General features: G+C 42.1%; 26 protein-coding genes, 1 tRNA gene and 3 pseudogenes. 15 read left to right on the top strand and 15 right to left on the bottom strand.

Going from position 1 to position 25,281, the window contains the following annotated elements; translation table 11 throughout:
• The 6 genes and pseudogenes from O9324_RS00190 to O9324_RS00165 form a co-directional block, all read left to right on the top strand.
• A pseudogene (locus tag O9324_RS00190) lies at positions 1 to 196 on the top strand (hypothetical protein); the annotation flags it as partial.
• A 181-nt stretch (positions 197 to 377) separates the two neighbouring features.
• On the top strand, positions 378 to 1,145 hold the full coding sequence (locus O9324_RS00185; protein WP_052276735.1) for a proteasome-type protease: 768 nt from the start codon (positions 378 to 380) through the stop codon (positions 1,143 to 1,145).
• A 31-nt stretch (positions 1,146 to 1,176) separates the two neighbouring features.
• Positions 1,177 to 1,914: a sulfite exporter TauE/SafE family protein gene (locus O9324_RS00180; RefSeq protein WP_002735178.1), complete on the top strand. Its 738-nt coding sequence runs from the start codon at positions 1,177 to 1,179 to the stop codon at positions 1,912 to 1,914.
• Between the two features lie 119 nt (positions 1,915 to 2,033).
• Positions 2,034 to 2,453, top strand: a complete 420-nt coding sequence (locus O9324_RS00175) for a tetratricopeptide repeat protein (protein ID WP_185241135.1) — start codon at positions 2,034 to 2,036, stop codon at positions 2,451 to 2,453.
• The gene (locus O9324_RS00170) at positions 2,446 to 3,333 is read left to right on the top strand and encodes a M48 family metallopeptidase (protein ID WP_288139165.1); all 888 of its coding nucleotides are present in this window, start codon (positions 2,446 to 2,448) and stop codon (positions 3,331 to 3,333) included. The genes O9324_RS00175 and O9324_RS00170 overlap by 8 nt, the downstream gene beginning before the upstream one ends.
• Positions 3,312 to 3,396, top strand: a tRNA-Leu gene (locus O9324_RS00165). The genes O9324_RS00170 and O9324_RS00165 overlap by 22 nt, the downstream gene beginning before the upstream one ends.
• A gap of 309 nt (positions 3,397 to 3,705) precedes the next feature.
• Here the strand turns inward: O9324_RS00165 and O9324_RS00160 are convergent.
• Positions 3,706 to 4,290, bottom strand: coding sequence for a hypothetical protein (locus O9324_RS00160; RefSeq protein ID WP_287627222.1), 585 nt, complete (start codon positions 4,288 to 4,290; stop codon positions 3,706 to 3,708).
• Positions 4,291 to 4,763: 473 nt separating this feature from the next.
• Here O9324_RS00160 and O9324_RS00155 point away from each other — a divergent pair, with 473 nt between their 5' ends.
• Together O9324_RS00155 and O9324_RS00150 are read left to right on the top strand one after the other, a co-directional pair.
• A complete protein-coding gene (locus O9324_RS00155) occupies positions 4,764 to 5,000 on the top strand; it encodes a hypothetical protein (protein WP_288139164.1) in 237 nt (78 codons plus the stop codon).
• A gap of 480 nt (positions 5,001 to 5,480) precedes the next feature.
• A complete protein-coding gene (locus tag O9324_RS00150; RefSeq protein ID WP_288139163.1) occupies positions 5,481 to 6,776 on the top strand; it encodes a DNA cytosine methyltransferase in 1,296 nt (431 codons plus the stop codon).
• Positions 6,777 to 7,193: 417 nt separating this feature from the next.
• Here O9324_RS00150 and O9324_RS00145 read toward each other — a convergent pair whose 3' ends face one another.
• Positions 7,194 to 7,658, bottom strand: coding sequence for a hypothetical protein (locus O9324_RS00145; RefSeq protein WP_002757789.1), 465 nt, complete (start codon positions 7,656 to 7,658; stop codon positions 7,194 to 7,196).
• Positions 7,659 to 7,842: 184 nt separating this feature from the next.
• Between O9324_RS00145 and O9324_RS00140 the strand changes: the two genes are divergently transcribed.
• The 3 genes from O9324_RS00140 to O9324_RS00130 all read left to right on the top strand — a co-directional run bounded on the left by O9324_RS00140 (position 7,843) and on the right by O9324_RS00130 (position 11,305).
• Entirely contained in the window at positions 7,843 to 9,312 is a 1,470-nt protein-coding gene (locus O9324_RS00140) for a TldD/PmbA family protein (RefSeq protein ID WP_002766719.1), read from the top strand.
• A gap of 2 nt (positions 9,313 to 9,314) precedes the next feature.
• Positions 9,315 to 9,860, top strand: a complete 546-nt coding sequence (locus O9324_RS00135) for a DUF456 domain-containing protein (RefSeq protein ID WP_193956900.1) — start codon at positions 9,315 to 9,317, stop codon at positions 9,858 to 9,860.
• A 101-nt stretch (positions 9,861 to 9,961) separates the two neighbouring features.
• On the top strand, positions 9,962 to 11,305 hold the full coding sequence (locus O9324_RS00130) for a TldD/PmbA family protein (protein ID WP_288139162.1): 1,344 nt from the start codon (positions 9,962 to 9,964) through the stop codon (positions 11,303 to 11,305).
• Between the two features lie 438 nt (positions 11,306 to 11,743).
• On the opposite strand, the gene O9324_RS00125 is transcribed toward O9324_RS00130, so the two are convergent.
• Positions 11,744 to 12,181: a DUF29 domain-containing protein gene (locus O9324_RS00125; protein ID WP_002798132.1), complete on the bottom strand. Its 438-nt coding sequence runs from the start codon at positions 12,179 to 12,181 to the stop codon at positions 11,744 to 11,746.
• Between the two features lie 394 nt (positions 12,182 to 12,575).
• On the opposite strand from O9324_RS00125, the gene O9324_RS00120 reads away from it, so the two are divergent.
• Positions 12,576 to 12,854 (top strand): ribbon-helix-helix domain-containing protein, encoded by a 279-nt coding sequence (locus tag O9324_RS00120; RefSeq protein WP_288139161.1) that lies wholly within the window; start codon positions 12,576 to 12,578, stop codon positions 12,852 to 12,854.
• Between the two features lie 55 nt (positions 12,855 to 12,909).
• On the opposite strand, the gene O9324_RS00115 is transcribed toward O9324_RS00120, so the two are convergent.
• The 6 genes from O9324_RS00115 to O9324_RS27065 form a co-directional block, all read right to left on the bottom strand.
• A complete protein-coding gene (locus O9324_RS00115; protein WP_002766713.1) occupies positions 12,910 to 13,248 on the bottom strand; it encodes a hypothetical protein in 339 nt (112 codons plus the stop codon).
• Between the two features lie 12 nt (positions 13,249 to 13,260).
• Positions 13,261 to 14,127 carry a transglutaminase family protein gene (locus O9324_RS00110; RefSeq protein WP_002766712.1) on the bottom strand — a complete coding sequence of 289 codons (867 nt, stop codon included), beginning with the start codon at positions 14,125 to 14,127 and terminating at the stop codon, positions 13,261 to 13,263.
• The gene (locus tag O9324_RS00105) at positions 14,127 to 15,128 is read right to left on the bottom strand and encodes an alpha-E domain-containing protein (protein ID WP_288139160.1); all 1,002 of its coding nucleotides are present in this window, start codon (positions 15,126 to 15,128) and stop codon (positions 14,127 to 14,129) included. Before O9324_RS00105 ends, O9324_RS00110 begins: the two co-directional genes overlap by 1 nt.
• A gap of 70 nt (positions 15,129 to 15,198) precedes the next feature.
• Positions 15,199 to 16,635, bottom strand: coding sequence for a circularly permuted type 2 ATP-grasp protein (locus tag O9324_RS00100; RefSeq protein ID WP_288139167.1), 1,437 nt, complete (start codon positions 16,633 to 16,635; stop codon positions 15,199 to 15,201).
• A gap of 41 nt (positions 16,636 to 16,676) precedes the next feature.
• A complete protein-coding gene (locus O9324_RS00095; RefSeq protein ID WP_353737103.1) occupies positions 16,677 to 17,912 on the bottom strand; it encodes an RNA-guided endonuclease InsQ/TnpB family protein in 1,236 nt (411 codons plus the stop codon).
• A complete protein-coding gene (locus tag O9324_RS27065) occupies positions 17,842 to 18,321 on the bottom strand; it encodes an IS607 family transposase (protein WP_199308304.1) in 480 nt (159 codons plus the stop codon). Before O9324_RS27065 ends, O9324_RS00095 begins: the two co-directional genes overlap by 71 nt.
• Before the next feature lie 284 nt (positions 18,322 to 18,605).
• Between O9324_RS27065 and petB the strand changes: the two genes are divergently transcribed.
• On the top strand, positions 18,606 to 19,274 hold the full coding sequence (gene petB, locus O9324_RS00090) for a cytochrome b6 (protein ID WP_002738970.1): 669 nt from the start codon (positions 18,606 to 18,608) through the stop codon (positions 19,272 to 19,274).
• A gap of 51 nt (positions 19,275 to 19,325) precedes the next feature.
• Positions 19,326 to 19,808, top strand: a complete 483-nt coding sequence (petD, locus tag O9324_RS00085) for a cytochrome b6-f complex subunit IV (RefSeq protein WP_002738373.1) — start codon at positions 19,326 to 19,328, stop codon at positions 19,806 to 19,808.
• Between the two features lie 164 nt (positions 19,809 to 19,972).
• Here the strand turns inward: petD and O9324_RS00080 are convergent.
• A pseudogene (locus O9324_RS00080) lies at positions 19,973 to 20,116 on the bottom strand (transposase); the annotation flags it as partial.
• 432 nt (positions 20,117 to 20,548) lie between these two features.
• A complete protein-coding gene (locus tag O9324_RS00075; RefSeq protein WP_052276764.1) occupies positions 20,549 to 21,355 on the bottom strand; it encodes an FkbM family methyltransferase in 807 nt (268 codons plus the stop codon).
• A 359-nt stretch (positions 21,356 to 21,714) separates the two neighbouring features.
• Here O9324_RS00075 and O9324_RS00070 point away from each other — a divergent pair.
• Positions 21,715 to 22,044: pseudogene (locus tag O9324_RS00070) on the top strand (zinc ribbon domain-containing protein); the annotation flags it as partial.
• Between the two features lie 56 nt (positions 22,045 to 22,100).
• On the opposite strand, the gene O9324_RS00065 reads toward O9324_RS00070, so the two are convergent.
• From O9324_RS00065 to hmpF, 4 genes are all read right to left on the bottom strand, one after another.
• The gene (locus O9324_RS00065; RefSeq protein ID WP_288139159.1) at positions 22,101 to 22,910 is read right to left on the bottom strand and encodes a squalene/phytoene synthase family protein; all 810 of its coding nucleotides are present in this window, start codon (positions 22,908 to 22,910) and stop codon (positions 22,101 to 22,103) included.
• 269 nt (positions 22,911 to 23,179) lie between these two features.
• Entirely contained in the window at positions 23,180 to 23,404 is a 225-nt protein-coding gene (locus O9324_RS00060) for a hypothetical protein (protein WP_002757610.1), read from the bottom strand.
• A gap of 126 nt (positions 23,405 to 23,530) precedes the next feature.
• Positions 23,531 to 23,659, bottom strand: a complete 129-nt coding sequence (locus O9324_RS00055; RefSeq protein WP_257792579.1) for a hypothetical protein — start codon at positions 23,657 to 23,659, stop codon at positions 23,531 to 23,533.
• Between the two features lie 135 nt (positions 23,660 to 23,794).
• Positions 23,795 to 25,281: pilus motility taxis protein HmpF (gene hmpF / locus O9324_RS00050; RefSeq protein ID WP_288139158.1), on the bottom strand; the 1,487-nt coding region annotated here is incomplete at its 5' end.

The raw sequence follows: 25,281 nt of genomic DNA, 5'->3' as shown, positions 1-25,281 counted from the left end.
GTTATCAGTTATCAGTTATCAGTTATCAGTTATCAGTTATCAGTTATCAGTTATCAGTTATCAGTTATCAGTTATCAGTTATCAGTTATCAGTTATCAGTTATCAGTTATCAGTTATCAGTTATCAGTTATCAGTTTTAAGCTTTAAGTTAACAGTTTTAAGCTTTAAGTTATCAGTTTTAATTTTTAAGCTTTAAGTTTTAAGAGTTAAATGATATTATTCACCGATCAATCTTCACTAATTACTGTTTACTAATTACTGTTTACTGTATCACTGATTACTGTTTACTAATTACTGATTACTGATTACTGATTACTGATTACTGTTTACTGTTTACTGTTTACTGATTACTGTTCACTGTTCACTGATAACTGAAAATGACTTACTGTTTAGGAATTATCAATCGTTTTGGCATTGTTATGGGGGCAGATTCTCGCACGAACGCGGGAGTCGATTATATCTCGGCCTATCGGAAATTATTTGACTTTTCGGTGTCGGGAGAAAGAGTAATTATGGTCTGCACATCGGGGAATTTATCGATTAGCCAAGGAGTGATTCACGAACTAAAAAGAGATCTGCACAATCAAGAGGATAAAAGTCTTCATTCTCTGAATCATCTCTACGATATCGCCCACTATATCGGTGATAAAAGTCGTCAAGTACAAGCTAGGGAAAGAACCTGGCTAGAAAAAGATAATATTGATTTTCAATGTAACTTTATTCTTGGGGGACAAATTAAAGGAGAAGAACCGCAATTATTCCTCATTTATCCCCAGGGAAATCATATTCAAGCCACCAAAGAAACGCCATTTTTACAGATAGGTGAAACTAAATACGGTAAACCGATTCTCGATCGCACCATTACCTATGATACACCCCTAGAGGAAATGGCCAAATGTGCCTTACTTTCCATCGATTCGACCATGAAATCGAATATTTCTGTCGGACCGCCTATCTATTTGAGTATGTATGAAGCTAATAGCCTAAGCCTACGTCATAAGTTACAATTGCGTTTGGGAGATCCCTACCTAGCCAAAATGCGGAAACTCTGGGAGGATTACGTCCGGCAAGCTTTCGAGGCTATGCCCAATGTGGAATGGCATTATACCGACGAAGATCCCAAAGAAGATATCATAATAGATTAAGTAACTCTTTGTGAATTAACTTTACAACTCGATGATCATTGTTACCTTGATGTTGGCAGGTAGTCTAGCTTGGTTTTTTAGTACCCTTGCTGGTGGGGGCAGCCCCCTGATTCTACTCCCCGTTTTAGGTTGGTTTCTCGATGCTGCCGTCATTCCTCCGGTTTTGACCACGGGGATGCTAATCGGTAACGTCCAACGCATGGGAATGTATTGGCGCGCCATTGACTGGCCCTCGACGGTGTGGTATCTACCTGGGGCAATTATGGGATCTACCCTCGGCGCTTTTGTTTTTGCCCATTTACAATTCAAATGGTTGCCGCTAGTTTTGGGAATCTTTCTGGTTTTATCCTCGCTTAAACAATTATTTCCCCAACAAGAAAATCCTTTTTTTGAGATTAAAACTTGGTATTTTATGCCCTCGGGATTTATCTACGCTTTCTTGTCAGGATTAGTCGGTAGTACCGGCCCGATGATGAACCTGTTTTATATTAACTATGGGCTAGTTAAAGAACCAATGGTGGCAACGAAATCCGTTCACATGGTAGTAGTTCATGTGGCGAAATTAATCGCCTACGCAGCCTTTGGAGTTTTACATCTGCCTTTTCTCGGTTACGGTTTATTGTTAGGATTAGCGGCCTGGCCGGGCAATTGGTTAGGACAAAAAGTTTTAGAAAAAATGAGTCCCCAACAATTTAAACAAGCAGTGATGTTATTCGTTTCGATGAGTGGCCTATTGATGATCTGGCGAGAACGGGGCATCGTCTTTTAAAATTTTGCTGACAAAGGGACAAATTTTGCTAAAATACTAGATAAAGGTGATTTGTACTAACAATGTGTAATACGCCGATAACCGTTAAATTTGCTCCTTGATTAACCCCGCCACTGAAAATGACAGAAATCGCCAATTTTACCCTCGAACAAGGTTTAGAACGCTACCAACAGGGAGAAAGCGCCGCCAGTTTATTGCCAGAATTTAAACAATTAAGCGATCGCAGTCCGAAAAATGCCGCCGTTTGGTCCTGTTTAGCTTGGTTATATATGCTCACCGATAAACCGGAATTAGCTCTAAAAGCCGCCCAAAAAGCCGTTAAACTCGATAAAGTTTCCCCCCAAAACCGGATCAATTTGGTTTTGGCTATGTTAGAAACCAAAACCGCCGGAGTTAGGGAACATATCGAACTGGTGCAACAATTAGTTAGTTTAAACAAAGAAGTTCGCCAAGAAGTGGATGAAAATATCGCCGATGGTTTGGCTAGAAAACCCGATTGGAAAAGTTTAGAACGCGTCAAAGCTTGGTTAAATGAATAAGAATATGGAATTATCAAAACAGTTATTACTCGGCTTAAAAGCCAATGATTTTAGGCATCCCATCGACCTAGAGGCCACTAACTCCCTTAAACAGTTGCCTGGGTTAGATATAGCCGTGCGAAGTTTATTAGGTTCCGTCGCTGAGGAATTCTTTTACTTAAATAATATTGCTGCTAGTGTTTTGGTGGGAGAAAAACAATTACCCGACCTGCACAATCTCCTCCTAGAAGCTTGCCGAATTCTCGACTTAGAACCACCTCAATTATACATTCAACAAAACCCCGTTCCTAACGCCTATACCTTCGCCATGCGGGGCAAAAAACCGTTTATGGTGATGCACACTTCCCTAATTGAAATGCTGACTCCCGCAGAAATTCAAGCGGTAATCGCCCACGAATTAGGTCATCTCAAATGTGAACACGGCGTTTATCTGACTTTAGCCAATATTATGGTCCTAGCGGCGGGATTACTGCCCAATTGGGGGACAATGTTAGCACGATCCCTACAGGAGAGAATGTTAGCATGGGTGCGCTGCGCCGAGTTTAGTTGCGATCGAGCGGCTTTATTGGCAGTTCAAGACCCGAAAATCGTCATGTCGGTGTTAATGAAGTTAGCCGGAGGTTCCCCCAGTCTCGCACCCTTATTAAATTTAGAGGCTTTTATCGATCAGGCCAAGTCCTACGATGCCGTCAGTGCCTCGGAAATTGGCGAAATGTTAAAGGGTTTGCAAACCCAACAGTTAACCCATCCCCTCCCCGTCCTGCGCGCGCGAGAAATTGATCGTTGGGCCAGTTCCCCCGATTATCAAAATTTGTTAAAGGGGCCAAAAATGGGTTATAATGATAAAGCTAATGCCAAGGGCGAATGGCGAAATTGGTAGACGCACCACACTCAAAATGTGGCGAGGCAGCCCCTCATGTCGGTTCGAGTCCGACTCCGCCCATCAAAATGACAAAAACCAAGCATTTTAACTCGGTGTCAGCATTCTTCCCTCGCTTTTAGCGATGGCATGAATGATGACCAGTATATAGGGTTTGCTGAATATTACTGGAAGCCCTAAATAATCCCATCAGACAAGATAAATAAAATTCCCCTTTTTCAGGGGAATTTTATCTTGAAAGATCACAGTTAACCCTAGTTTTCCTGTTTCGGCTGTTTTAACTTTTTCAACCATTCAGCCCGTTCTCGATAATTCATGTAAGATTTAGAGCCAGCTTTTATAACGTCACTTGCATCTTCAGATAAATATTTTTCATTCAAAGAATTTTGCTGGGCTGTATCGCTGTTGGATTCTGTCGCAAAACTGTTTTGCCCCTTGTTTAGTAAACCTGAAAGCATAGCCTTCCTCTCCTGGTGCTAGTGTTACCCAATTCATACCCTCCATCATAACCTGCTTTTCATAATAGGGGATCGCCTCTGAGAGAGAGTGCAGCAAAATCAAAGTTTCATGACAATCCCCAGTACATAGCGACAATGCCATATTGACTACATACCAGATTAACCATAATCCCACTGGCTTGTAAGATGTCTGTTTATCAATTCTCTCTAGATAATCGATGAATATATACTCTGGAGACTTATTTTTAAGTTCTTCAATATCTTCGACAGAGTCGTTAAATGCCGAAAAATGAACTAAACCTAAACACTTTCCATTAAGTGTCAGTTTAACTATTGCCTGATACTGAAAATCGGCTTTTTCCCAGAAAGACTCCCAATAGAATTCGCACTCTCCTCGTTTTAATGAGGGCATATCATCTTGAGTTGCTTCTGTTAATTCAGCTTGTCCAATAGAACCGGATTGATCTTGAAGGGTGACTTGATAACGAGGTAATGCCATCTACAGGATTATTCTGGGGGATATATTTCCATTATCTCACTCTCGTGTAAGAGTTGCGCTAATTCAAGTCTGAATTGCACCACTGTCTGATCTATCTTCATAGAATACCCTATTCGGGGTACAGGGTAAGCGCGTAAGCGCATCTTAACAATCCTTGGTAAAATTAACTTTGTGTGAGTTGCTTGCCCACGATTCAGGCATATTTGAGTAGAATTTGCCGTCTCAATTGTTAAGTAACAATCGACCAAATAGGTCGAGTTTGTCACTATTCTGATTGCCTATTATCACTTGACATTCCTATAGGCAGGTCTATCACACAATCGGTTAATTATCAATAGCGTTTGAGATGCGCTCACCCAGTAATAAAGAATAGTTTCAATGCCAATATGCGGACCTTTGATCCGAAGGAACTGTTGGGATTAACCAAGGTTTGTTATAATTAATCTTATAGACAGTCGATCGAGAGAAGCAATATGTTAAATGCAGTAGAATTTAAAACCAAAATCAAACAAGGTATTATCGAAATTCCCGAAGAATACCAACAGGACTTGACGGAAGACAGCGAAGTTCAAGTTATTGTGATCAAACAAACGACGACTAGAACGAATTCAGAACTCAAAAATAAGGAAATTATCGATGATTTAACCGAAAATTCCGTTAAAGTCTCTGGATTTCTCTCTCGTGATGAAATTTATAATCGCCAATCGTAAATAAAAATGTTAAACAGCTTTATTGATACTAACATTTGACTTTATCGGTTCTTTGAGGATCAACGAATAGAAGTTTTGTAAAGAGAAAGAAAGCGCATTATTGCCACTTCTATTACTGAAGAGTCAAACTTGATTATTAGCACTCAAGTTATTAATGAAATTTCCGTTAATTTGCTTAGAAAAGCTAATTTTCAGGAAGAGAGGATTAGCTCTATCAATCGAGAGCTTTACAATCGTTGTCGAGTGGTAGAATTTAACTTAACAATTCTTGAATCCGCTTCTAATCTTCGTACTCAATACAGTTTTCTTTTTGGGATAGTTTAATTGTAGCTAGTGCCTTAGCAGCCGAGGCTAATATTCTTTACTCTGAAGATATGCAGGATGGATTAATAATATCCAATCAACTAACTTTAATTAATCCCTTTCGATCGAGTTGATTATAAGTATGATATTATTGAATGACTCATTTAATCAATAGTGATGAATAGGCAACAAAAGCGAGTTTTATCTCTATTTTCTGGCTGCGGGGGAATGGACTTAGGATTAGAGGGAGGTTTTTGGGTACACCAAGACTGTGTTAATGAAAATATTCATCGAGATTGGATAGTAGAAAGACGGGAACCATGGCTAAAACTACCGCGCACTACTTTTGAAACTGTCTTTGCTAATGATATAACTAAAGCTGCCCATAATGCTTGGATTCCCTACTTTGAAAAAAGGGGTAAAACAAATGTATTTCACTTGGGGAGTATTGTAGATTTAGTCAAACAAGCAGAAAAAGGCGAGTTTCAGTTTCCCAGTAATATCGATGTAGTAACGGGAGGTTTTCCCTGTCAAGATTTTAGTGTTTCAGGAAAAAGAAAGGGGTTTAATTCTCATAAAAGTCACACGGGGAAACTGCTAGACGAGAGTGAAGATAGTTTTCAGGATAATCGCGGGAAACTCTATTATTGGATGAAAAAAGTTATTGAATTAACCTTACCTAAAGTTTTTATTGCTGAAAATGTCAAAGGTTTAATCTCTTTGGCTAATGTTAAAGATATAATTGAAGATGATTTTAGTGCCATTGGTAAAGATGGATATATAGTTATCCCTAAACTTCTCTTTGCTCCCGATTATGGAATTCCCCAAACTAGGGAAAGAATTATCTTTATCGGTTTAAATAAAACCTATTTAAAAGCGACAGCGATAGCACATCTAGAAAATCATGATATTTTTCCGCGTCCAACCCATCAAGTTATTAAGCATCAATTAAATCTGTTTGATTCAATATATCCTCTTAAAACTTACAGTACAGTGGGTCAGATATTATCAGGTTTAGCAGAACCGGAAGATGAGTTATTTGACCTCTCACAAAAAAGCTATTCAAAAGCTAAACATTATGGTAAAACTCAGGGACAAATCGAGGTTAATTTACAGGGTTTAGGTCCGACTATTCGCTCGGAACATCACGGCAATATTGAATTTAGGAGATTATCTTTAGAATTAGGGGGAAAGATAGTTAATGAGTTAGAAGCAGGGTTAAAAATGAGACGTTTAACTGTGCGGGAATGTGCGAGAATACAAACCTTTCCCGATGATTTTGAATTTGTGCGTCAACAAAACAAGGGAGATGAAAAATATTCACTTTCGGCTACGGATGGTTACAAACTAATTGGTAATGCTGTGCCACCTTTGCTTGCTTACCACATTGCTAGACACCTAGAACATCAATGGGATTATTTGTTTGAAGATATTTATTCAGTCAGCAAAAATTTATGTGTAGCATTGCCTTAATAATTGGGTGCATCTCATTTTTATAAATCTACTAAGTTGGGGTTTTTCAAGGGAACCTCTCTTTGAAAATTGGGCGTTACTTTCGATTTTATGACTCAATTCAAGCTTTTGGGGGGTTCTACCCCCCAAACCCCGGAGCGCATTTGCTTTTCGGTGAGATGCTTACACGCAGTTGTTAAGTAGGTGGGTGGAATTAAATATAAGATGAACGTAGGTTGGGTTGAAGTATGAAACCCAACGCCCGCATGGGTTACACTACCGCTAACCCATCCTACAAATAATTGTGCCTCCCTACTTAATTGGGCATCGACTTCCTCAAAATCCCAACTTTACACCTCACTCTTAAGATAACTACTTATAACCTGAGTTCGGAATCAGGGAAAACTGCCAAATTTCCCTAACCCGAACTAACCTTGATTACAAAACCTTATGGGTGTGAGAATGTTGTTTGACGTTATCCTCCGTCCGCACCACATGAACAGCATTTAAGATGCGTTTTTTCTCTAGGGAAAAGTTTAAATCGTCTTTTTGGCTGCCCAAGGGGATTAACCCTTGCAGGTGGGGTTGATTTTTATAGGTGCGAGTGGCCGCAATCGCCCTTTCGACAAAATTCTCGCATAATTGGGCATTATCGGGAAAATTACTGGGTATTTGAGGATTATCGTCCTGAAAAACCTCTCCTAAAGCCATGGCGCGGGCAAATTCGTAGGAAGTGGGAATCCCTTTGACAATTGCCTCTAGAGCTGCCGAGGGAATCGGTTCTAACACCGCCACTTTTTCTAATTCTCCCTCCTGTTTGAGAAAACAAATCGCTAAACCGAATACACAATAATCATCTTTTGTCAAGTCAGAAATGTTTAAGAATTGTGTCGCTGTGGCCATTATTTTTATCCTGAGTCGCTCTTTATTTAATCTTGCGGGCGATGAGCGATCGAATCAAGGTTTTTATTAAGAGATATGAAGGAGAAAAATTTAGCAGGGTTGGGCCACGCTAACCCACCCCCAGACGGAAAAAACTGATAGCTGTTAGACTAGAAACCAGCAGATTAACTGATAAACGAGCTTTATGTCACCCACTCTACTCATCTCCAAAGAACTCCCCACCCTGAAATATAATCCTAGTCTGGAGCGCTTTGATAGCTCTTGGGCGGCCCCTTTGTCCACTCTCCTGGGACTGGGACGGGCTGCCGGGGCAACTTTTATCGAATTTTTCCTCGAAAGAGTCAACTATATCAGTTGTTTAGCCGAAGATGACAGCATCACCAGTCTCTCACCGAAACTATCTACAGGGGCAGGAATCCGCCTTTTTCGCGGTAAAGCTGATTGTTATGTCAGTACCAACGATTTAAGCTTCCAAGGCTTAAAAAATGCCCTAGAAAAAGGTTTATCGATTCTGGGTTTAAACCTACCCAGTCCTAACGCATATATTCCCGAAATCAATCTGGAAATGTTCCGGGATTATGCCACGGTCAAAAATAAAGATATTTGGCTGAATAATTGCAGTTCTTTGCGAGAAATGGGTGATATTCTCCTAACTGCTAACGTTCACCTCAATCAGAAAGCCTCTCACGTCCAATCTCGTCGCGCCGCTTATTTTCGCGATTGGCAAGAAATTTTAGTTGCCGCTAGTGACGGCACTTTTGCCCGGGATATTCGCCTCACCCAATCCGTGGGCTATAATCTCCTCTGTGCCGATGGAACTAATCGTTCTAGCATTGGTAAACGGGTGGGTAGTACCAGTAATCCCGATTTTCTGCGGACTTGGAATGCCGAGGAATCGGCGGCAGAAGTGGCCGAATCGGCGGGTAAAATGCTTTACGCTGACTATGTAGAATCTGGCAGTTATCCCATCGTCATGGCCAATGAATTTGGCGGTGTTATCTTCCACGAAGCTTGTGGTCATTTGCTAGAAACTACGCAAATTGAACAAAAAACCACGCCCTTTCTCGATAAAAAAGGCGAAAAAATCGCCCACGAAAATCTGACGGCTTGGGACGAAGGATTATCCGATAAAGCTTTCGGTACTATCGATATGGACGATGAGGGAATGCCGGCCCAGCGTACTCTCCTAATTGAAAATGGTATCCTAAAAAACTTCATTGCCGATCGCACTGGTTCAATTAAAACCGGCCATCCCCGCACAGGTAGCGGTCGCCGTCAAAACTACACCTATGCGGCTGCTAGTCGGATGCGGAATACCTACATCGCCCCCGGGGAATATACCCTCGATAATCTCTTTAATTCCATCGATAAAGGCATTTATTGCAAAAAAATGGGCGGTGGTAGTGTGGGGGCGACCGGGGAATTTAATTTCGCTGTCGAGGAAGCTTATCTTATCGAAAACGGCAACCTGACTAAACCCCTAAAAGGCGCGACTTTAATCGGTTCAGCTAACGAGATTATGAATAAAATCTCTATGTGTTCCCAAGATTTAGGTCTAGCGGCGGGTTTTTGCGGTTCCGTCAGTGGTAGCGTTTATGTCACCGTTGGTCAACCCCATTTAAAAGTCGATTCTATTACCGTTGGCGGTCGCTAATCATGGCTTTAGTAATTCTCTACTATTTCCTCATCGCCATCATGATAGTGGGGATAATTGGCGAACTGCTGCCCGCTATCCCCGGCATGAGTTTGATTTTAATCGCCATGGTGGTGTGGGGTTTTGTGACCAAATTCGCGGGGATGGGGGTCGCTTTAACCGTGGCCTTTGTTATCCTTCTCCTTAGTCTGGGGGTGGAATTCCTCGCTAGTTATCTCGGCGCGCAAAAAGTTGGGGCGAGCAATTGGAGTCAAATCGGGCTAGTAGTGGGCTTATTAGCGGGAATATTCGGGCTTTTACCGGCTTTACCCATTGGCGGCCCAATTATCGGCCTATTTATCGGTCCTGTGGTGGGGGCTTTTTTGGGAGAATACGCCTATCGTCGCGATTTGGAATTAACCCCCCGTTTGCAACAATCCCTAAAAGTCTGTGTCGGTATCGTCGTCGGTACGGTTATCGGCCACGTTGCTAAAGCTATGCTGGCCACGGCTGCCGTTATCGTCTTTATCGTCACCACCTGGCCGCATCTCTCTTCAGTTATCAGTTAGAAGATGTTGAATGTTGGGATTTTAGTTGAAATTTCCCCATTCCCCCATTCCCCCATTCCCCCACTTCCCTATCACCTATCCTCCAACACCAAAAAAAATCTATGCAAAAAGTTGAAGATATCGCCCAAATCGCTAATTCTAGCGCCCAAGCTTTAGGAATTGCTAAATACGACATCTATGGTTCTTCTGTGGATGAAACCGATGTGGATGTGTTTCAAGGGGAACCGAAACAGGTACAAGCTTCCAATCGTTCCAGCGTTATCGTTCGCGTCTGGAATCAGGATAATCAAGTAGGTGTCACCTCGACCACCGATGTGGACCCGGTGGGACTGCAATTAGCCCTAAAAACCGCCCAAGAAGCCAGCTTTTTTGGGGTTAAGGAAAATGTCCCCGATTTTAGTCCCGCTGCCACCGCACCTACCACAGAAGTGGCCAGCGAAATGTCTAATCAAGCACCTGTATCCACTCTCATCGATAAGTTATTGGCCGCCGAAAAATCCTTACTAACGGCCCATCCGGCTATTGCCAGTGTTCCCTATAACGGTTTGGGACAACAGCAGGTCAGACGTTTTTATCTCAATAGCGACGGGGCAATGCGTCAGGAAGCGCGTAGTTATGCCAGCGTGTATTTATACACCAAAACCGAACAGGAAGGCAAAAAACCCCGCAGTGCCGGTGCTTTTCGGGTTAGTCCGGGCCTGGAAAAATTAGATATCGATGGTTGTATCGAGGAAGCGATTAGCAAAACTGTTAGCCATCTGGACTATCAACCGATTACCACGGGTAAATATTTGGTGGTTTTTGCCCCCCGCGCCTTTTTGAGTCTAATCGGAGCATTTTCTAATCTGTTTAATGCCCAAAATGTCCTTGATAAACAGAGTCTTTCTACTCCTGAATCTTTGGGAACACAAATCGCCGCTACTGCCTTAAATTTGTGCGATGATGCCCTCCATCCGGCTAATGTTTCCGCAGAAACTTTTGATAGTGAAGGCACTCCCACCCGTCGTGTGGAATTAATTAAAGAGGGGATTTTGAGTAATTTTCTCCATAGCACGATTACCGCTAAACGGATGAATACGGAACCGACTGGCAACGGCAACATTGGGGCAAAAGTAATGGTTAGTCCCCATTTTTATCACGTTTTTGCTAGTGCTAATCAAACCAAAAGCTATTCTTTGGAAACAGCAGAAAATGTGGTTTTAATTGATAGTTTACGGGCGCTTCATGCGGGAGTTAATTCTCTACAAGGTTCCTTCTCTTTGCCCTTTGATGGTTGGTTAGTGAACAAAAATGAGCGCATTAGCATCGATTCCGCTACCGTAGCTGGAGATATTTTAACACTACTCAAATCGATTGTTTATCTGGAACCGGAAGCAGTTATTACTCCCAGTGGTGTTTGTCCCTACGTTTGGGTAGAGGGTTTATCAATCACAGGAGAAGCTTAACACTATACCAGACCAAAAATAGGGGGTATTAACCAGGGTAATACCCCCGCAAGATGGATGTTAATTTTATAGTCGTGGGTCAGCTGTTGATACTAAATCCAGTTATTTAAAAACTGATTATTTATTCCCCCTTTTGCCTTTTGCATGAGTAGAAAACGGGTTTCTCGGAGAAACCCGTTTTCTGTGCGTTACTCAAAAACTGATTAGGGTTTGCTGAAAAAGTACGGGCGAAGCATTCGGATAGAAAATCTCCGGTTTCACCGATAGGTTATTGCCCGAATGCTTCGCCCCTACAGGACGCGGGCCGATGAAGACCCAAGGTTTTGAACCACGATTCTCTCAAAATCTTGCACCTGTGAGAGCAAAACAGGACAATAAAACCCTTACCTCGTCTATATTTCACATTTATTCAGCTTTAGTATTACTCCTAATTAAGAACTATTTTTCAGCCGGGGGAAACCAATTATCATCTAATGTTTGTTCGAGGGATATATGCGCGTCTGAATTGAGGGAAAAAAGCTGAGAAACTGATTTAATCGCCACTGGATAAACTTTATCATACATAGCTGCTAATTCTGGCCGTAAGCTGGGACTATCTTCTAAACGATGCTGAATTTGGGCGCGAAAATTGACTATTGCTGCCGCCCAATGATTACCTGACCGTTTTTTTTCTTCTTGCCAATAAGCCAGCTTTAAAAGATGTTCGATAAGACGGGTTAACAGACTCATTAAAGCTCGTCTATCACTTTTTCCCATACTCTCAATTTCTTCAATTAAATTATCCCAATCCACCTGCTCAAAATTGCGCTCTTGTAACTGTTTTACCGTCTCTTTTAGCCATTGATTATAATCAGTTTCGTAGGCAGTTGACGACATAATTTAACTCTCCATAGAAAATTACTTAAATGGCTTTCTAAGTAGGTAGGTGTTAAAAGTTCTCAGAAACCCCCCTTATCAAGGGGGGCAGGGGGGATCGAACCCACAATCCATCTTTAATTTAATTATAACCAGCTACTTATCTAGGGTTAGCTGAATAAATCTACTTTTCTTGGACAGGAGAATGACGGTCAGGAAATTCTAGCCAATATACTCTATCCATGTCTATTAAGAAATATCACAAGAAACATGGGTAGATTAAGAAAGGTTAATGGGTGTATCCATTGATAAATAAGGGTTTTCGGCTATTGTAGTAGATATATAATAAGTGAATTCAGATATATAGAAAAACTGGCGATTACGATTCACGACGGTTATAGTAATGTATAATGTAATGTATATACTTCAACCAGCTATGGTCAGCAAAATCCGCAAGCAAATTTATATCGAAGCCGAGCAGAATAATTTACTGAAAGAGAAGGCCCGACAGACGGGACTGAGTGAGGCCGAGATCATCCGACAGGCGATTGACCAACACATAATTTCCGTCAACTCTCCCACCCCGAACTTGAGCGCTTGGGAGCGAGAAAAGGCCTTTATCGCCAGTCTCGAAAACCGCCCATCACAACCGGGTAAAAGGGATTGGCAAAGGGAGGATCTCTATGAGCGATAGAGTCCTGCTCGATACCCGACACCCTGCCCCCACGAAAAACTTTTTGCCGCAAACCCTATCTAGGAGAAGCCGAATTTTGTTCAAAAGTTAACTCCTCTAAGACTTCCGTAACCAACTTGCCGTTAGCTAAACGCTTTAAACTTCTAATCTGAATATTTACTTGGGGAGTTTCTTCTAACTGTTGGATCAAAAAATCTGCATATTTAATTATTGCCTCACGCGCCGCATTTTTTTTAGTCCAAACTTGCGCCATTTCTAACATATTAGTAACCCCAATAAACTCGTCTCCTTCCCCATCTAAACTATAATTAGCCGCATAGGTGTTAGCAGTAGGACACAACAATAAAACATAGCCTAAATGTCCTTTTGTTGCTGTGCCGAATCCTTTAGCCATAAAAAATTCCCCTCAGGATAACAAATCGAGCGCAATTGTCGATGATAGCTGAGATTCTATCACTTGATGACCGAGACTAACCGGCCGAGCATTTCCCTCTACTGGGGCGCAATAACGGGGAATTGGGCTAGAAACGAGGCTAATATGACGGTCACTCACCGCTAATCCATGGGTAGGATCATAACCTTTCCAGCCGCCCCCCGGCAAATACACCTCTACCCAAGCGTGTAAATGTCTTTCTTCTTGGTCTAAATCCCCTTCTTGATAGCCACTGACAAAACGGGAAGCTAATCCCACACAGCGACACACATCCATAAATAAAACCACAAAATCGCGACAGGAACCCTGCTTATTTTTCCAAGTGTTTCCGGGTAGGTAGGGTTCCCCGGTAAGACGAATAATTTGCTGACAATTTCGGTAAATTTTGTCATTGAGATTAAATAGAAAAGATAGCACCTGTCCTTCGGTTTCCTGCATAATTTCTTGGGCTAATGCTGCCATATCAGGGTCATTATTTAACCCATAAAATTGTCTGTAGGGTTGTAATTGACTGTGGAGAGAAATGGGATAATCAAAGGGTAAACAGGTCGCCCAAGGTTCCAACAAATACTGGAAAGGATTAACCCCATGGGTTTCTACTTCACTGACCACATCAATCAATAATTCTTCCGTCGGTTGATTAAACCAAATTTGTAAACAAGAATTGCCATCGAGGTCGATAATATTAGTTATTGTTAAAGGTTCTGGGTTAATTTTGAGGGTAAACTCTCGCAAAGTTTGCCCACCATCGGATTTTGGTCGCAAGCGCAGCAGATGGGGCGATAAAATCACGGGTTGATTATAGAAATAGTTGGTTTGATGCCGAATGTGATAACGCATTAAGTTGTTAATTGGGATTGATATTGAAAGTTATTTACTGGCAGAGGTGGGGCAAGTTCGGGATTAAAAACAAAGAAAGTTTCCGTCATTTTTATTCCCACATCATTAACTCTTTTTTGAATATGGTCGAGGAATTCATGCAATCCCATTTCAATAATATCCTCGATAGTTAGATAACCCATTTCCGCACAAAGTCGCCCTAAACTTCTTTCTACGGAATTCCCCCAAGTTCCTATGGGAGTCCCAGTAACTTGATGCAAACAGTGGTCTAATTCCCGCAGACAAAAGTGAATTGAACGAGGAAACTCTCGATTAAGAATTAAAAATTCGGCCACGTCACTAGGAGTAATCCGTCGTTGACATTTACGATACATTTCGTAGGCACTCACAGACCGCAGTAAAGCAATCCATTGAATTTGGTCTAGAGAAGTTCCTACCCATTGAGCGGAAGGCAAGAGATAATAGTATTTAACATCAAGAATTCTGGCGGTTTTATCGGCGCGTTCCTGTAATCTTCCCATAACGCCAAAATGCCAACCTTCATTATGAGTCATCGTCGCATCCATTACCCCCGCAAAACGGTGACTAGCCAATTTAACTTGAGTAAAAAAGTTAGGTAAAGTAGTTTGAGGATGGTAAGAGGAAGCATCTTTTACCATCAAGAAAAAACCATTAACCTGTTCCCACATTTCCGAAGAAATAATCTCACGAACTGACCGAGCATTTTCTCGCGCCCAGCGCAAACAAGAGATAATTGAGTTACTATATTCCGTGTCAAATGTCAAGAAATTGATCACATTTTCTGCGGTGGCTGTGCCGTAACGTTTCTTGAATTGTTCTAAATCTCCCGTGGTTAAAACCAAAGGTTCCCACTGTTGCAAAACGCTGGTAGGTACATCTAACATTAAATTAAGATTAACATCCATAAACCTGGCGACATTTTCCGCCCGTTCAATATAGCGATTTAACCAATAAATTGAATCAGCAACTCTACTAAGCATAATTAACTGGGAAAAAGTGAAAAGGTAAGGGTGGGTTACTAACCCACCAAAATTTTGATTATTGTCCTGATTACTTGGTTAAAACCCAAGTGTCTTTACTGCCACCACCTTGAGAAGAATTAACCACTAAAGAACCCTTTTTCAAAGCTACGCGAGTTAAACCTCCGGGATGCACATAAATTTCATCGCCCCGATGGAGAATATAGGGACGTAAATCCACATGACGACCTTCAATTTCCGTGTCAATTAAAGTTGGAACCCTAGAAAGACTTAACACCGGTTGAGCGATATAATTGCGGGGATTAGCGGCAATGCGTGGGGCAAATTCTTCTCGTTCTTTCGAGGTAGCTTGGGAACCGACTAACATCCCATAACCTCCCGACTCATTGGCAGCTTTCACAACTAATTTATCGAGATTATTTAAGACATAATCTAAGTCCTTTTCTCGCCAACAAAGATAGGTAGGAACGTTATTTAAAAGCGCTTCTTCTCCCAGATAATAACGAATCATATCGGGGACAAAAGCATAAATAACCTTATCATCAGCGACTCCCGTACCAGGAGCATTAGCTAAAGCGACGCGGCCTTCCTGAAAAACTTTTAATAATCCGGGTACACCTAACATCGAATCGGGACGAAAAACCGCCGGATCTAAAAAGTCATCATCGAGGCGACGATATACCACATCTACCCGTCTTAATCCCTTGGTGGTTTTCATTTGTAGATAACCATCAAAGACGACTAAATCACGCCCTTCCACTAATTCTACCCCCATTTGTTGGGCGATAAAAGAATGTTCAAAGTAGGCAGAATTATAGGTTCCGGGGGTTAAAACCACCACGGTGGGATTAGGTAATTGGAGCGGTGCTAAATTAAGGAGAGTTTCCAACAGATGGGAAGGATAATCATCCACAGGTTTAACATTCATGGTCTGGAAAATATCGGGGAAGGTGCTTTTCATTACCCGACGATTTTCGAGGACATAGGAAATACCAGAAGGAACCCGCAAATTATCCTCTAAAACGTACCACTGACCATCTTTATCGCGGACTAAATCGGTCCCTGTGATGTGACACCAGATACCTCCAGCCGGTTTCAGTCCCAGACAGGGTTTCAGAAATCCCGTCGCCGAGGCGATTAATTCGGGGGGAATAATACCATCTTTAATGATTAACTGGTCATTGTAGATATCGGAGAGAAAAAGATTGAGAGCTTTAATGCGTTGTTTCAGGCCTCTTTCTAAATAATCCCAGTCCTCAGCTGCGACAATTCGGGGAATAATATCAAAAGGAAAGATTTTTTCCACCCCTTGATTGTCACTATAGACATTGAAAGTCACCCCCAATTCAAACAGGGCCGACTGAGCGGTTTCCCGGTGTTGTTGAAGTTCTCGGGGTGGCAGATTCTGCAACCATTTGATTAAAGGGGACGAGTGGGGACGAGGTTGACCATCATCCAAGAATAGTTCGTCGTAGAAGCCTTCGGGATCGTAGGTATTTAATAGCACACTGACCTCATTGCATACCGATACTTTTTTGCTAACATACATTAACAATGCACTCTAAGAGAGTCTCTTAAAGAGGGGGTATCTCCCAAAGCACGAAGAAAAATTCCTCGTGCGCCATTAATATCTCTATCCATCGTCTTGCCATCAATCTTGGATTTAATGACTTTTTTTCCACCTAAGTTATGTATTAATTCACCAGTCCAGCTAACTGTTTTCGACGTATAGGCTTCACAGCAGTCTATTACTAATTTACCCATCTCAAAAGCCTTATGCTTGAGAAATTGCTTAAATCGGTAATGAGACCAGTTAAGCATCTGTCTAACAGATTTTGAGCGAATCTTCCTGCTATTTTTTAGAACCATTTCTGACACTTCAAAAGTAGGCAAAAGAATCACATCAAAGTTATCAACTAGGAATCTAGCAACTTGATGATGAAGTTCATCTACTAAATTCCTGATTTTATTTCTTAGTCGATTAGCTGCTTTTCGATAACGGTTTCTGGTTTTAGCATTAACTTTGGTAGAACGAGAAATTAAATCATCAAGGTGATAGCATAATCGTTGGATTTTACCTATATCCTGACTCCCGATTGAGCCAAAACTATTAGGCGAGAATAGTGCCAGAAAATCTCTAACACCGGGGTCTAGGGCGACAATGCGTCCTTGGTTATCGGATTCGCATCGTTGCACCTCATGGGGAATAGCTAAATAGTATTGTCCATTTCTGGATACTAATCGGCTATCCCCAAAATTGTCGGGCAGTGATTCGGTGAAGCGTATTTGCCCTAATTTTGTGTGATATATTCCTTTTTCTGAAATGGCTGACTTAGGAATATAACATGATTGCTGTTTATCTTTACGGGAACGGAATTTTACTTTCTGGATTTCCCCAGTTTTTTGATATTTTCTTTGAGCATTTTTAACGGCTTCACAAGCGTCTTTGACTGCTATTGATTTAATCTGGTAGGGGACTTCTTTAGCCCATTCTGGTAAATCATTAATGATTCCGGTCTTGATAGCCTTCCAATTAGCTTTTCTATCTGGTTCCTGTAGATATTTAATGGTTTGGTTGAAGACAAACCGAGATACTCCCCACCAGTGTTTCATCAGTTTCTTCTGTTCTGTTGTTGGATAAATCCGCACTTTCTTTGATTTTTTGAGCGTACTTCCTGAGTCCGGGCATTCGGCAAGAGAAGATGTGAAGTATTTATAACAAGTCTGCTGTAAGTTCTGATTCGGGACTGTGAACAGTTTGGTCGAGAACCAAGATTTTGCCACCGTTTTGTTCGACCATGTACTGTATAAGCTCGAATCTAAATCGGCATAATCTGTCCAGTGTGGACATAACAATTGTGAGTTTATTTCCCCACAATAATCTGTCCAGTATGGCTCTAAGTCCTTTTCTTTGGAAGTTAAGCCCACTACCGATGTCTTTGATGATTTCTGCCTCTGGATAGAATCCGCGCATAAAGCTGACTTGTCTCTCAAGGTCATCTCGTTGCTTGATTGAACTGACTCGGCAGTAGCAAACAAGGGAAGCTCTAGCTGCACCATTGACGTAAGACTGGACATCGTACAATCGTTGCCCTGCTTCGTTTTTGATACTTTTGATTTTCCCTTCATCGGCATATTCTCTTAATGTATTGGGATGTAATCCCCATAGCTCAACGGCTTTTCTTAGGGTCACAAACGTTCGCCTAAATAGTGGCGTATGTAGGTCAATGTGAGCAAATCAGTAACTAGCTGTCAACCTTACCTATTCCCAGTGTCGGACAATTGGCCTGATTTTTTGTAGTCTAGGAGACATTTTAAGGGAAATTTTAGGAAGTTGGCGGTTTTTCGTCCCTAGCGATCGCTGATTGATCCCCACCGGTGGAGAAACCTGACAAGAGCGAGAATTAGCCCTGAAAACTGTGTTACATTTTTTAAAGGTCACACCTTAAATCTTTCATTTTTCTTACTGGTTACGCGATGTTTACCAAACAAGTAACGGATTCTAAAGCCTATCAATGGTTTGAGGAACGCTTAGAAATTCAAGGGATCGCTGATGATATCAGCACCAAATACGTTCCCCCCCACGTTAATATCTTCTACTGTCTGGGTGGTATCACCCTTGTGTGCTTCGTGATCCAGTTTGCCACTGGTTTCGCCATGACCTTCTACTACAAACCCACTGTAGCAGAGGCCCTCTCCTCCGTACAGTACATCATGAACGAAGTTAACTTTGGTTGGTTAATTCGTTCTATCCATCGCTGGTCCGCCAGTATGATGGTGTTAATGATGATCCTGCACGTTTTCCGCGTCTATCTGACCGGTGGATTCAAAAAACCTCGCGAATTAACCTGGGTAACTGGGGTTGTCCTGGCCGTGATCACCGTTAGCTTCGGTGTCACCGGTTACTCCTTACCCTGGGATCAGGTGGGTTACTGGGCGGTTAAAATTGTTTCCGGTGTACCTGCTGCTATTCCCGTCGTCGGTGATCAACTCGTCACCCTGATGCGCGGTAGCGAAAGCGTCGGTCAAGCAACTTTAACCCGTTTCTACAGCTTACATACTTTTGTACTACCCTGGTCGATCGCGGTCTTCATGTTGCTACATTTCTTGATGATCCGTAAACAAGGCATTTCTGGGCCTCTATAATTCAGAAAAATATCTCTGTCGATCCGAAATCATTTTTAGGAGACATTATCCATGTCCACATTAAAAAAGCCCGATCTCAGCGATCCCGCTCTCCGCGCTAAGTTGGCTAAAGGTATGGGTCACAACTACTACGGTGAACCCGCTTGGCCCAACGATCTGCTCTATGTCTTCCCGGTGGTTATCTTTGGTACGATCGGACTCTGCACCGGTTTAGCGATTATGGATCCCACCATGATTGGTGAACCTGCCGATCCTTTCGCTACTCCCTTAGAAATTCTGCCAGAGTGGTATCTTTATCCCGTTTTCCAAATTCTCCGTATTCTTCCTAACAAACTCTTAGGTATCGCTTGCATGGCCGGCGTTCCCCTAGGCTTGATGTTAGTTCCTTTTATTGAAAGCGTCAATAAATTCCAAAATCCTTTCCGTCGTCCCGTCGCTACCGCTATCTTCCTATTTGGTACTGTGGTCACGATTTGGTTAGGTATTGGTGCCACTTTCCCCATCGATATATCTTTAACTCTCGGTTTGTTCTAAGTTACTGAACTCCAGCAGTTTTTTGCCCACGCTTGTGATTCCTGACTTTGGAAGAGCGATCGTGGGCAATTTTAATTTTGATTTCTCCTATCTCAATGGAGCGACAGGACTCCCGTTAAACCGCGTAGCAGTTTAACGGGATATGAATCGCCACCAGAATGAAACTAACGCGGTAGCGTTTCCACTTTCGGGGAGTTTTGGTTCTCGACGTATTTTTTTAGTTGTTCGACGGTAACGCCGCCACAACTAGCCACAAAATAAGCTCCCGTCCAAAAATAAGGTTTATTGTAGAAATACGGCTCTTCGGTTTGTGTTATGCAATGGACGGGGGTTATAAGGGATGTAACCCTTATATAGAAAGGCATTTAGCGATTTTTGTCAATTATTTTTGATCTAGAGCGAACTAATCAATTAAGTCTCTTGCCAGTTCAGGATTTAGTCGATTTATGCCCCCCTATCGAACCATACCAAGTAACGAAGAACCTAAACTGTTAATTTCTCCCTACCTTCTATCTGCACATCAACATCGCAGGGAATAACGCTCTTCTGGAACTTTCGGAAATCCCTAACCGAATCTAGATTCTGAAACCCTTGGTTGACAAGTGATCGCTAACTTTTTTTCTAATAAAAACTCAAATTTCGGGTTTCTGTTAGTTAGCGATAGCTTGAAGGCTTACCCCATAAGAGAGCTAGGGTTTAGAGACTGTAAGACTTTTGCCAGAGTCCCAGAAGAGCGTTACCTAAGCAACTGAGAGAACTGAGTTGATATGAACCTTTCCCTTGACCTTATATCCAAGAGTAAAAAGGTTCGCGGATAACCAATCTTCATCTGGGAGACTCTCCAAAATCAACATTGGTTTACACCGTCTAATAGTTTCCATCGCCCCTGCTAGTGCTTGTTGTTCAAAACCTTCTACATCTAACTGTATGATTGATATGTTCCTATCGGAAGAAATAACATCGTCTATTCTCAGGACTTTAACCCTAACACTTTGTCCTTGAGATTGACTATCCGATTTAATTAGTTTACTCCCCCCGCCAAGGGCTCGGCCAATTCGGTCAGTAATCAACATTGACATAGAACCTTCTTGGAAACCTAGTCCAGCATTAGCTATCTCTACATTATCAAGTCTATTAATATTAATTGTGATGACAGAACAACGATAATTTTCTGGGTGTGGTTCAAAAGCCCAGACTTTAGCATGAGAAGAACAAGCCCGAGAAATGGCGGGTAAAAAATCGCCAAAATATGTCCCAGCATGGATTATATCGCCAGTTCCACAATTTTTAGTAATAATTTCAATCGTCTTCGGTTCCCAGACCTCACCAGACAGAATTGTTTGGGCAGCTGGTCTATGGACTGAGGACCAAGGTAGACAGTAACCACCATATTTATTGTAAGCAATACAACACTGCAGTACAGAGGCGTCATCCCCAGGATATTTGGTAATCAAAGGACTAGAAAACAGCTGCTTTCGGCGATACAAAAGGTCTTGTATTGCTTGAAGCATAGAGTTGGGAAATAACCGAATAATTAGTTCTTTCATTGATGATTTTCTCCGTGGTCGCCTGGAGGCAAGACTTAGGTTGTGCCAGTATTAGGTTTTGCCAGTGTATAGCAATCCCAAATGAATTGTAGAATAGTACCCTTACTAGACAAGGCTTTCAGGGGGTTTTGATTTACGACTCAAATGAACTAGCTCTAGCGCTCTTCTGGGACTTTCGGAAATCCCTAACCGAATCCAGATTCTGAAACTCTTGGTTGACAGGTGATCGCTAACTTTTTTTCTAATAAAAACTCAAATTTCGGGTTTCTGTTAGTTAGCGATAGCTTGAAGGCTTACCCCATAAGAGAGCTAGAGTTTAGAGACTGTAAGATTTTTGCCAGAGTTCCTCCAAGAGCGATAGAAAACAATCTCTGGATTCGGGCATCGGTAGTTTTATTAACGAGATACTACCATTTGTTGTTTGGAAACGGGGGAAATATTATCTTAAGGTCGATAAAAACGGAACTTCGCAAGAGTGTCCTAATTGTGGTGCGTTCACTAGTAAAAAGTCGTTATCCGAAAGAGTTTACCGGTGTGATTCTTGCGGCCACATTGAACCAAGAGATACGGCATCAGCGAAGGTAATCGAGAACCGAGGAAAAAACGCGGTCGGGCTGACCGTGTTAGAAAACGCTTGCGGAGGCGGTCTGACAGGGATCGACCGGGTTAAACCAGGTCGATCTAGTTAAAAGCCTAAGAACCGAGAATCCCCCGCTACAGCGCGCGCGCGGTTAGCGGGGGAGAGTCAACGGGTAATTTGTTGTACCAAAGCGATAACATCGCTGCGACTGAGTTTTTCCTTACCTAAAGCTAGAACTTCGAGAGTGCCATGGGCTAAAGCGAGGGGAATCTTACAAAAATCAAGGGCCGGCCCTTTCGGCAGCGATTGAGTGTAATAATCGGCTAATTTCAGATTACGACGGGCATAATTATGAATATCACTAATTGTCCAACCCTGGGGCAGAAAACTTACCCCCCGGCGCAGATCATCGCCATGGTTGCGGGCAATATTAACCGCTTGTAAACCCCGGCCAAAACCGATGGCATAACTCCGATTAGTTTGAGTGCCGTCGTACCAATTCCAGAGGTCAGACAGCAATAAACCCACCGCACCGGCCACACTAAAGGTATATTGATCTAATTCTATTTCTGTGCGAATATCCCAGTTATTCCCGGCCCAGTAGGCCATGCGATCGGCCATGGCCGCCGTGGCATCCCAAACCCGCGGGGCGATCGAATCCGGTGCTAACAGGGCCCATTCGCCAATTCTCAGGGTTACTTCTGGCAAAATCTCCCGATGGACTAAGCCAAAAGTAAAATCCTCTTTGGTAGAGTTTTCAGTACCTGCTTGTAAATTCAGGCTAATTTGTCTTAATATCTGAGATTTACTGAAGTTATCTAGGTCGGGATGGTCTTCTACTTCATCGATCGCCCTCATACAGAGATAAGCTGAGGCTACTGCCTCGAGCAGACGATCTGGTAAACGACTTATGGGAATATAAAAAGTTCGACTCGTTTCTTGCAGAATCGTTAAAGCATTATCGCGCAAATTCATTCAGTCCTCTCCTCACGCCAACTTAGGTAACTACGAGTTAAACCAATCAGACAGATCGGTTTAGGTTATTCCGATGTTCCTAAGACAAAGTTGCTGTCTATTGTAGTATTATTATCCAAAATTTCGAGATTATTCTCGAAAAAATCAACCTCTAGGGTATTCTTGACAATTTTTCTTTCTGGGATAGCTGAGGGACAATTACGGCAATTTTTCGAGATTACAGGCTTAAAAAACCGATTTTACCCTTTTTTAAGCAGTATTTTTTGGCTTCATGGCAGGGATTGAAAGGAGATCACTTGTAAAACTGGCCCGATCATGGCCAGGGTCATCACATCTGAGCGAATTTGACCTATAACTGTCACTTTTGCCTTTTTTTGGGTTAATTCGGCGGGAGGGTCTATTAATTCGTAGGTTTGACCGTTATCGGCAATTAATGCCCAAGTTCCCGTGCCTATTTCGATTCTTTTTACCTGACCCGTTACACTAATACTCATGCTTTAATTTCGCTGCTCGATGCGATCGCAATTGTTGCCCCTGTCACAAGCATTCTATCGATATCTTTCCTCGGTATTGATTGTCAATTTTGCTGGACTTTAACCCCATAAATCAGTTTTTTTTATCTAAAAAGCGATCGCTACTTCCGCCACCACCGCTAAGAGGGAGGCCACCGCCGCTAAAATTATTATTTCTCGATCGGATTGTCTCATGGCTATCTGAGTATAAATTACTAATCCTAGTCTATACCACATCTAACCTAGAGTTAAATTGCTCTAAATTATTTTATCCATAGATAAAAAGCTATAAAAGTTATCATTGCTCGGCAAAAACGGCGAAATCTATGTCCAGATTGCCCTGTATTATTTGTTCAGGAACCCTAATTAAGCCTAACTGTTAATGGCGTAATGATAGGCACTACCATTAGATTCCATCGGCATCAACCACTGGGAGATAGTTTCTAGTTTTTGACGGATTTGATCGAGTTGATCCTGCACAGGTTGCAGGAAAGTTTCGTACTGTTGTACCTGAGTTTTTAAACGCAATAATGCCAGATTAGTATCGCGCCATTGTCGCTCCTGTTCTTCAAATTCACGAGTTTTTTGCTCTAAATCCGACCATTGACCGTCAATACTATCGCTGCTTTTTTGTAAATCCTCTTGTAGTCCCTTGATTTCTGCTGCTAAACGTTGACTTTCTTGGAGACTATTTTGATAATTATCGGCCAACAGCATTAACAATGGTTCAAAGCCAGATTTTTGAGGATCTTCTGGGGATAAAATCCCCTGTCTCCGTTGCAGAATTTTCAGATGTTGAGAGCTAATAGCTTGCCTTTCTTGGAGATTACGTCTTTGTCCGACTAAAGTTGCCGCCAGCATTCCTTTTTTTTCCTGTTCCTCGGCTAATTCGGATTCTAAATTAGCTCGCTCAGATTGATCTATTGTAGCCATTCTTGCTTCTAATTCTTCCACGGTTTGGCATTGGAGAGTTAATTCTTCCTCTTGGTCGTTGACAAAAATTTCCCAGCGCTTGAGGTCTGTTTGTAAGTTCTTAACTAAGCTCTCCAATTCTTCTAAAGGCATTTGTTCAAGAGCTTCTAGATCGATTCTACCATCAAAACCTAGTTCTTCCCCTCCGAGGAGACGAAGGAGCATTTGTCGAGTAGAATCAGTGGTTTGTAGGGTGAGGTTAAGGTGTTCGAATAATTGCTGTTTTTGACTCAGAAGAGTTTCTTGTATTTGTAATTCTATTTTAGCTGTTTCCAAAGCACTGCGACTCGTCTGTAATTCCCTAGCTCTTTTTTCTAGATAATCGAGCATTTCATCGTTGGCGACCTGACGATTTTCTACAGCTTTTTTCTGCTCCTCTAAACTCTGCCAACAACTATTTAAAATTGTCTGTTGTTCCTGCACAGATTCAAGAGTGGAATGGAGAATTTGTGAGGGAGAATTGCCCCGATCATGATGAGCAGCTAAACGCTCCGCTAGACAGCGAATAAATTGTTGTTGTTCTGGGGAAAGATTGGGGTAGGAGTTACGATTTATTTGTCCTTCTTCCAGCTGTCGCTGTTGCTCGTTTAATTGTTGTTTTAGGGTTTCCAGTTCTTGTCTTTTGCGCTCTAAATACTCTAATTCTGCCTCTATTTGTTCAATTTGCTCGATTCTTGTCTCCATTTCCATTTTCTGGCGGTTGAGAATCTCGCTTTGATAGGTGAGGGATTGTTTCCACTGCTCGATTTTCTCTTGATCTTTCTTGCTGCGCTCCATCAAACGGGAAATCTTTTGCAGTTGCCGCACCATCTCCGCTCCCGCTAATTCCGGGTTTCCTTGCAGTTGACGATTATTGCTCAAATTTACCAAGAGAAGCGCACCTTCAC

Source organism: Microcystis sp. LE19-84.1B (genome assembly GCF_027531875.1).
In the GTDB taxonomy this organism is placed as follows: domain Bacteria; phylum Cyanobacteriota; class Cyanobacteriia; order Cyanobacteriales; family Microcystaceae; genus Microcystis; species Microcystis panniformis.
Note: the sequence above shows the minus strand (reverse complement) of the source record. Positions and strands in the feature narration are given on the sequence as shown.

Bases quoted from the DNA above. Each gene is read 5' to 3' on its own strand.
- O9324_RS00125 (WP_002798132.1), bottom strand. From the start codon at position 12,181: ATGTCGTCAACTGCCTACGAAACTGATTATAATCAATGGCTAAAAGAG.
- O9324_RS00155 (WP_288139164.1), top strand. From the start codon at position 4,764: ATGTTAAATGCAGTAGAATTTAAAACCAAAATCAAACAAGGTATTATC.
- O9324_RS00110 (WP_002766712.1), bottom strand. From the start codon at position 14,127: ATGCGTTATCACATTCGGCATCAAACCAACTATTTCTATAATCAACCC.
- O9324_RS00175 (WP_185241135.1), top strand. From the start codon at position 2,034: ATGACAGAAATCGCCAATTTTACCCTCGAACAAGGTTTAGAACGCTAC.
- O9324_RS00120 (WP_288139161.1), top strand. From the start codon at position 12,576: ATGTATATACTTCAACCAGCTATGGTCAGCAAAATCCGCAAGCAAATT.
- O9324_RS00060 (WP_002757610.1), bottom strand. From the start codon at position 23,404: ATGAGTATTAGTGTAACGGGTCAGGTAAAAAGAATCGAAATAGGCACG.
- O9324_RS00075 (WP_052276764.1), bottom strand. From the start codon at position 21,355: ATGAAAGAACTAATTATTCGGTTATTTCCCAACTCTATGCTTCAAGCA.
- O9324_RS00130 (WP_288139162.1), top strand. From the start codon at position 9,962: ATGCAAAAAGTTGAAGATATCGCCCAAATCGCTAATTCTAGCGCCCAA.
- petB (WP_002738970.1), top strand. From the start codon at position 18,606: ATGTTTACCAAACAAGTAACGGATTCTAAAGCCTATCAATGGTTTGAG.
- O9324_RS00150 (WP_288139163.1), top strand. From the start codon at position 5,481: ATGAATAGGCAACAAAAGCGAGTTTTATCTCTATTTTCTGGCTGCGGG.
- O9324_RS00145 (WP_002757789.1), bottom strand. From the start codon at position 7,658: ATGGCCACAGCGACACAATTCTTAAACATTTCTGACTTGACAAAAGAT.
- O9324_RS00065 (WP_288139159.1), bottom strand. From the start codon at position 22,910: ATGAATTTGCGCGATAATGCTTTAACGATTCTGCAAGAAACGAGTCGA.
- O9324_RS00160 (WP_287627222.1), bottom strand. From the start codon at position 4,290: ATGGCATTACCTCGTTATCAAGTCACCCTTCAAGATCAATCCGGTTCT.
- O9324_RS00185 (WP_052276735.1), top strand. From the start codon at position 378: ATGACTTACTGTTTAGGAATTATCAATCGTTTTGGCATTGTTATGGGG.
- O9324_RS00055 (WP_257792579.1), bottom strand. From the start codon at position 23,659: ATGTGGTATAGACTAGGATTAGTAATTTATACTCAGATAGCCATGAGA.
- O9324_RS00170 (WP_288139165.1), top strand. From the start codon at position 2,446: ATGAATAAGAATATGGAATTATCAAAACAGTTATTACTCGGCTTAAAA.
- O9324_RS00115 (WP_002766713.1), bottom strand. From the start codon at position 13,248: ATGGCTAAAGGATTCGGCACAGCAACAAAAGGACATTTAGGCTATGTT.
- O9324_RS00180 (WP_002735178.1), top strand. From the start codon at position 1,177: ATGATCATTGTTACCTTGATGTTGGCAGGTAGTCTAGCTTGGTTTTTT.
- O9324_RS00105 (WP_288139160.1), bottom strand. From the start codon at position 15,128: ATGCTTAGTAGAGTTGCTGATTCAATTTATTGGTTAAATCGCTATATT.
- O9324_RS00140 (WP_002766719.1), top strand. From the start codon at position 7,843: ATGTCACCCACTCTACTCATCTCCAAAGAACTCCCCACCCTGAAATAT.
- petD (WP_002738373.1), top strand. From the start codon at position 19,326: ATGTCCACATTAAAAAAGCCCGATCTCAGCGATCCCGCTCTCCGCGCT.
- O9324_RS00135 (WP_193956900.1), top strand. From the start codon at position 9,315: ATGGCTTTAGTAATTCTCTACTATTTCCTCATCGCCATCATGATAGTG.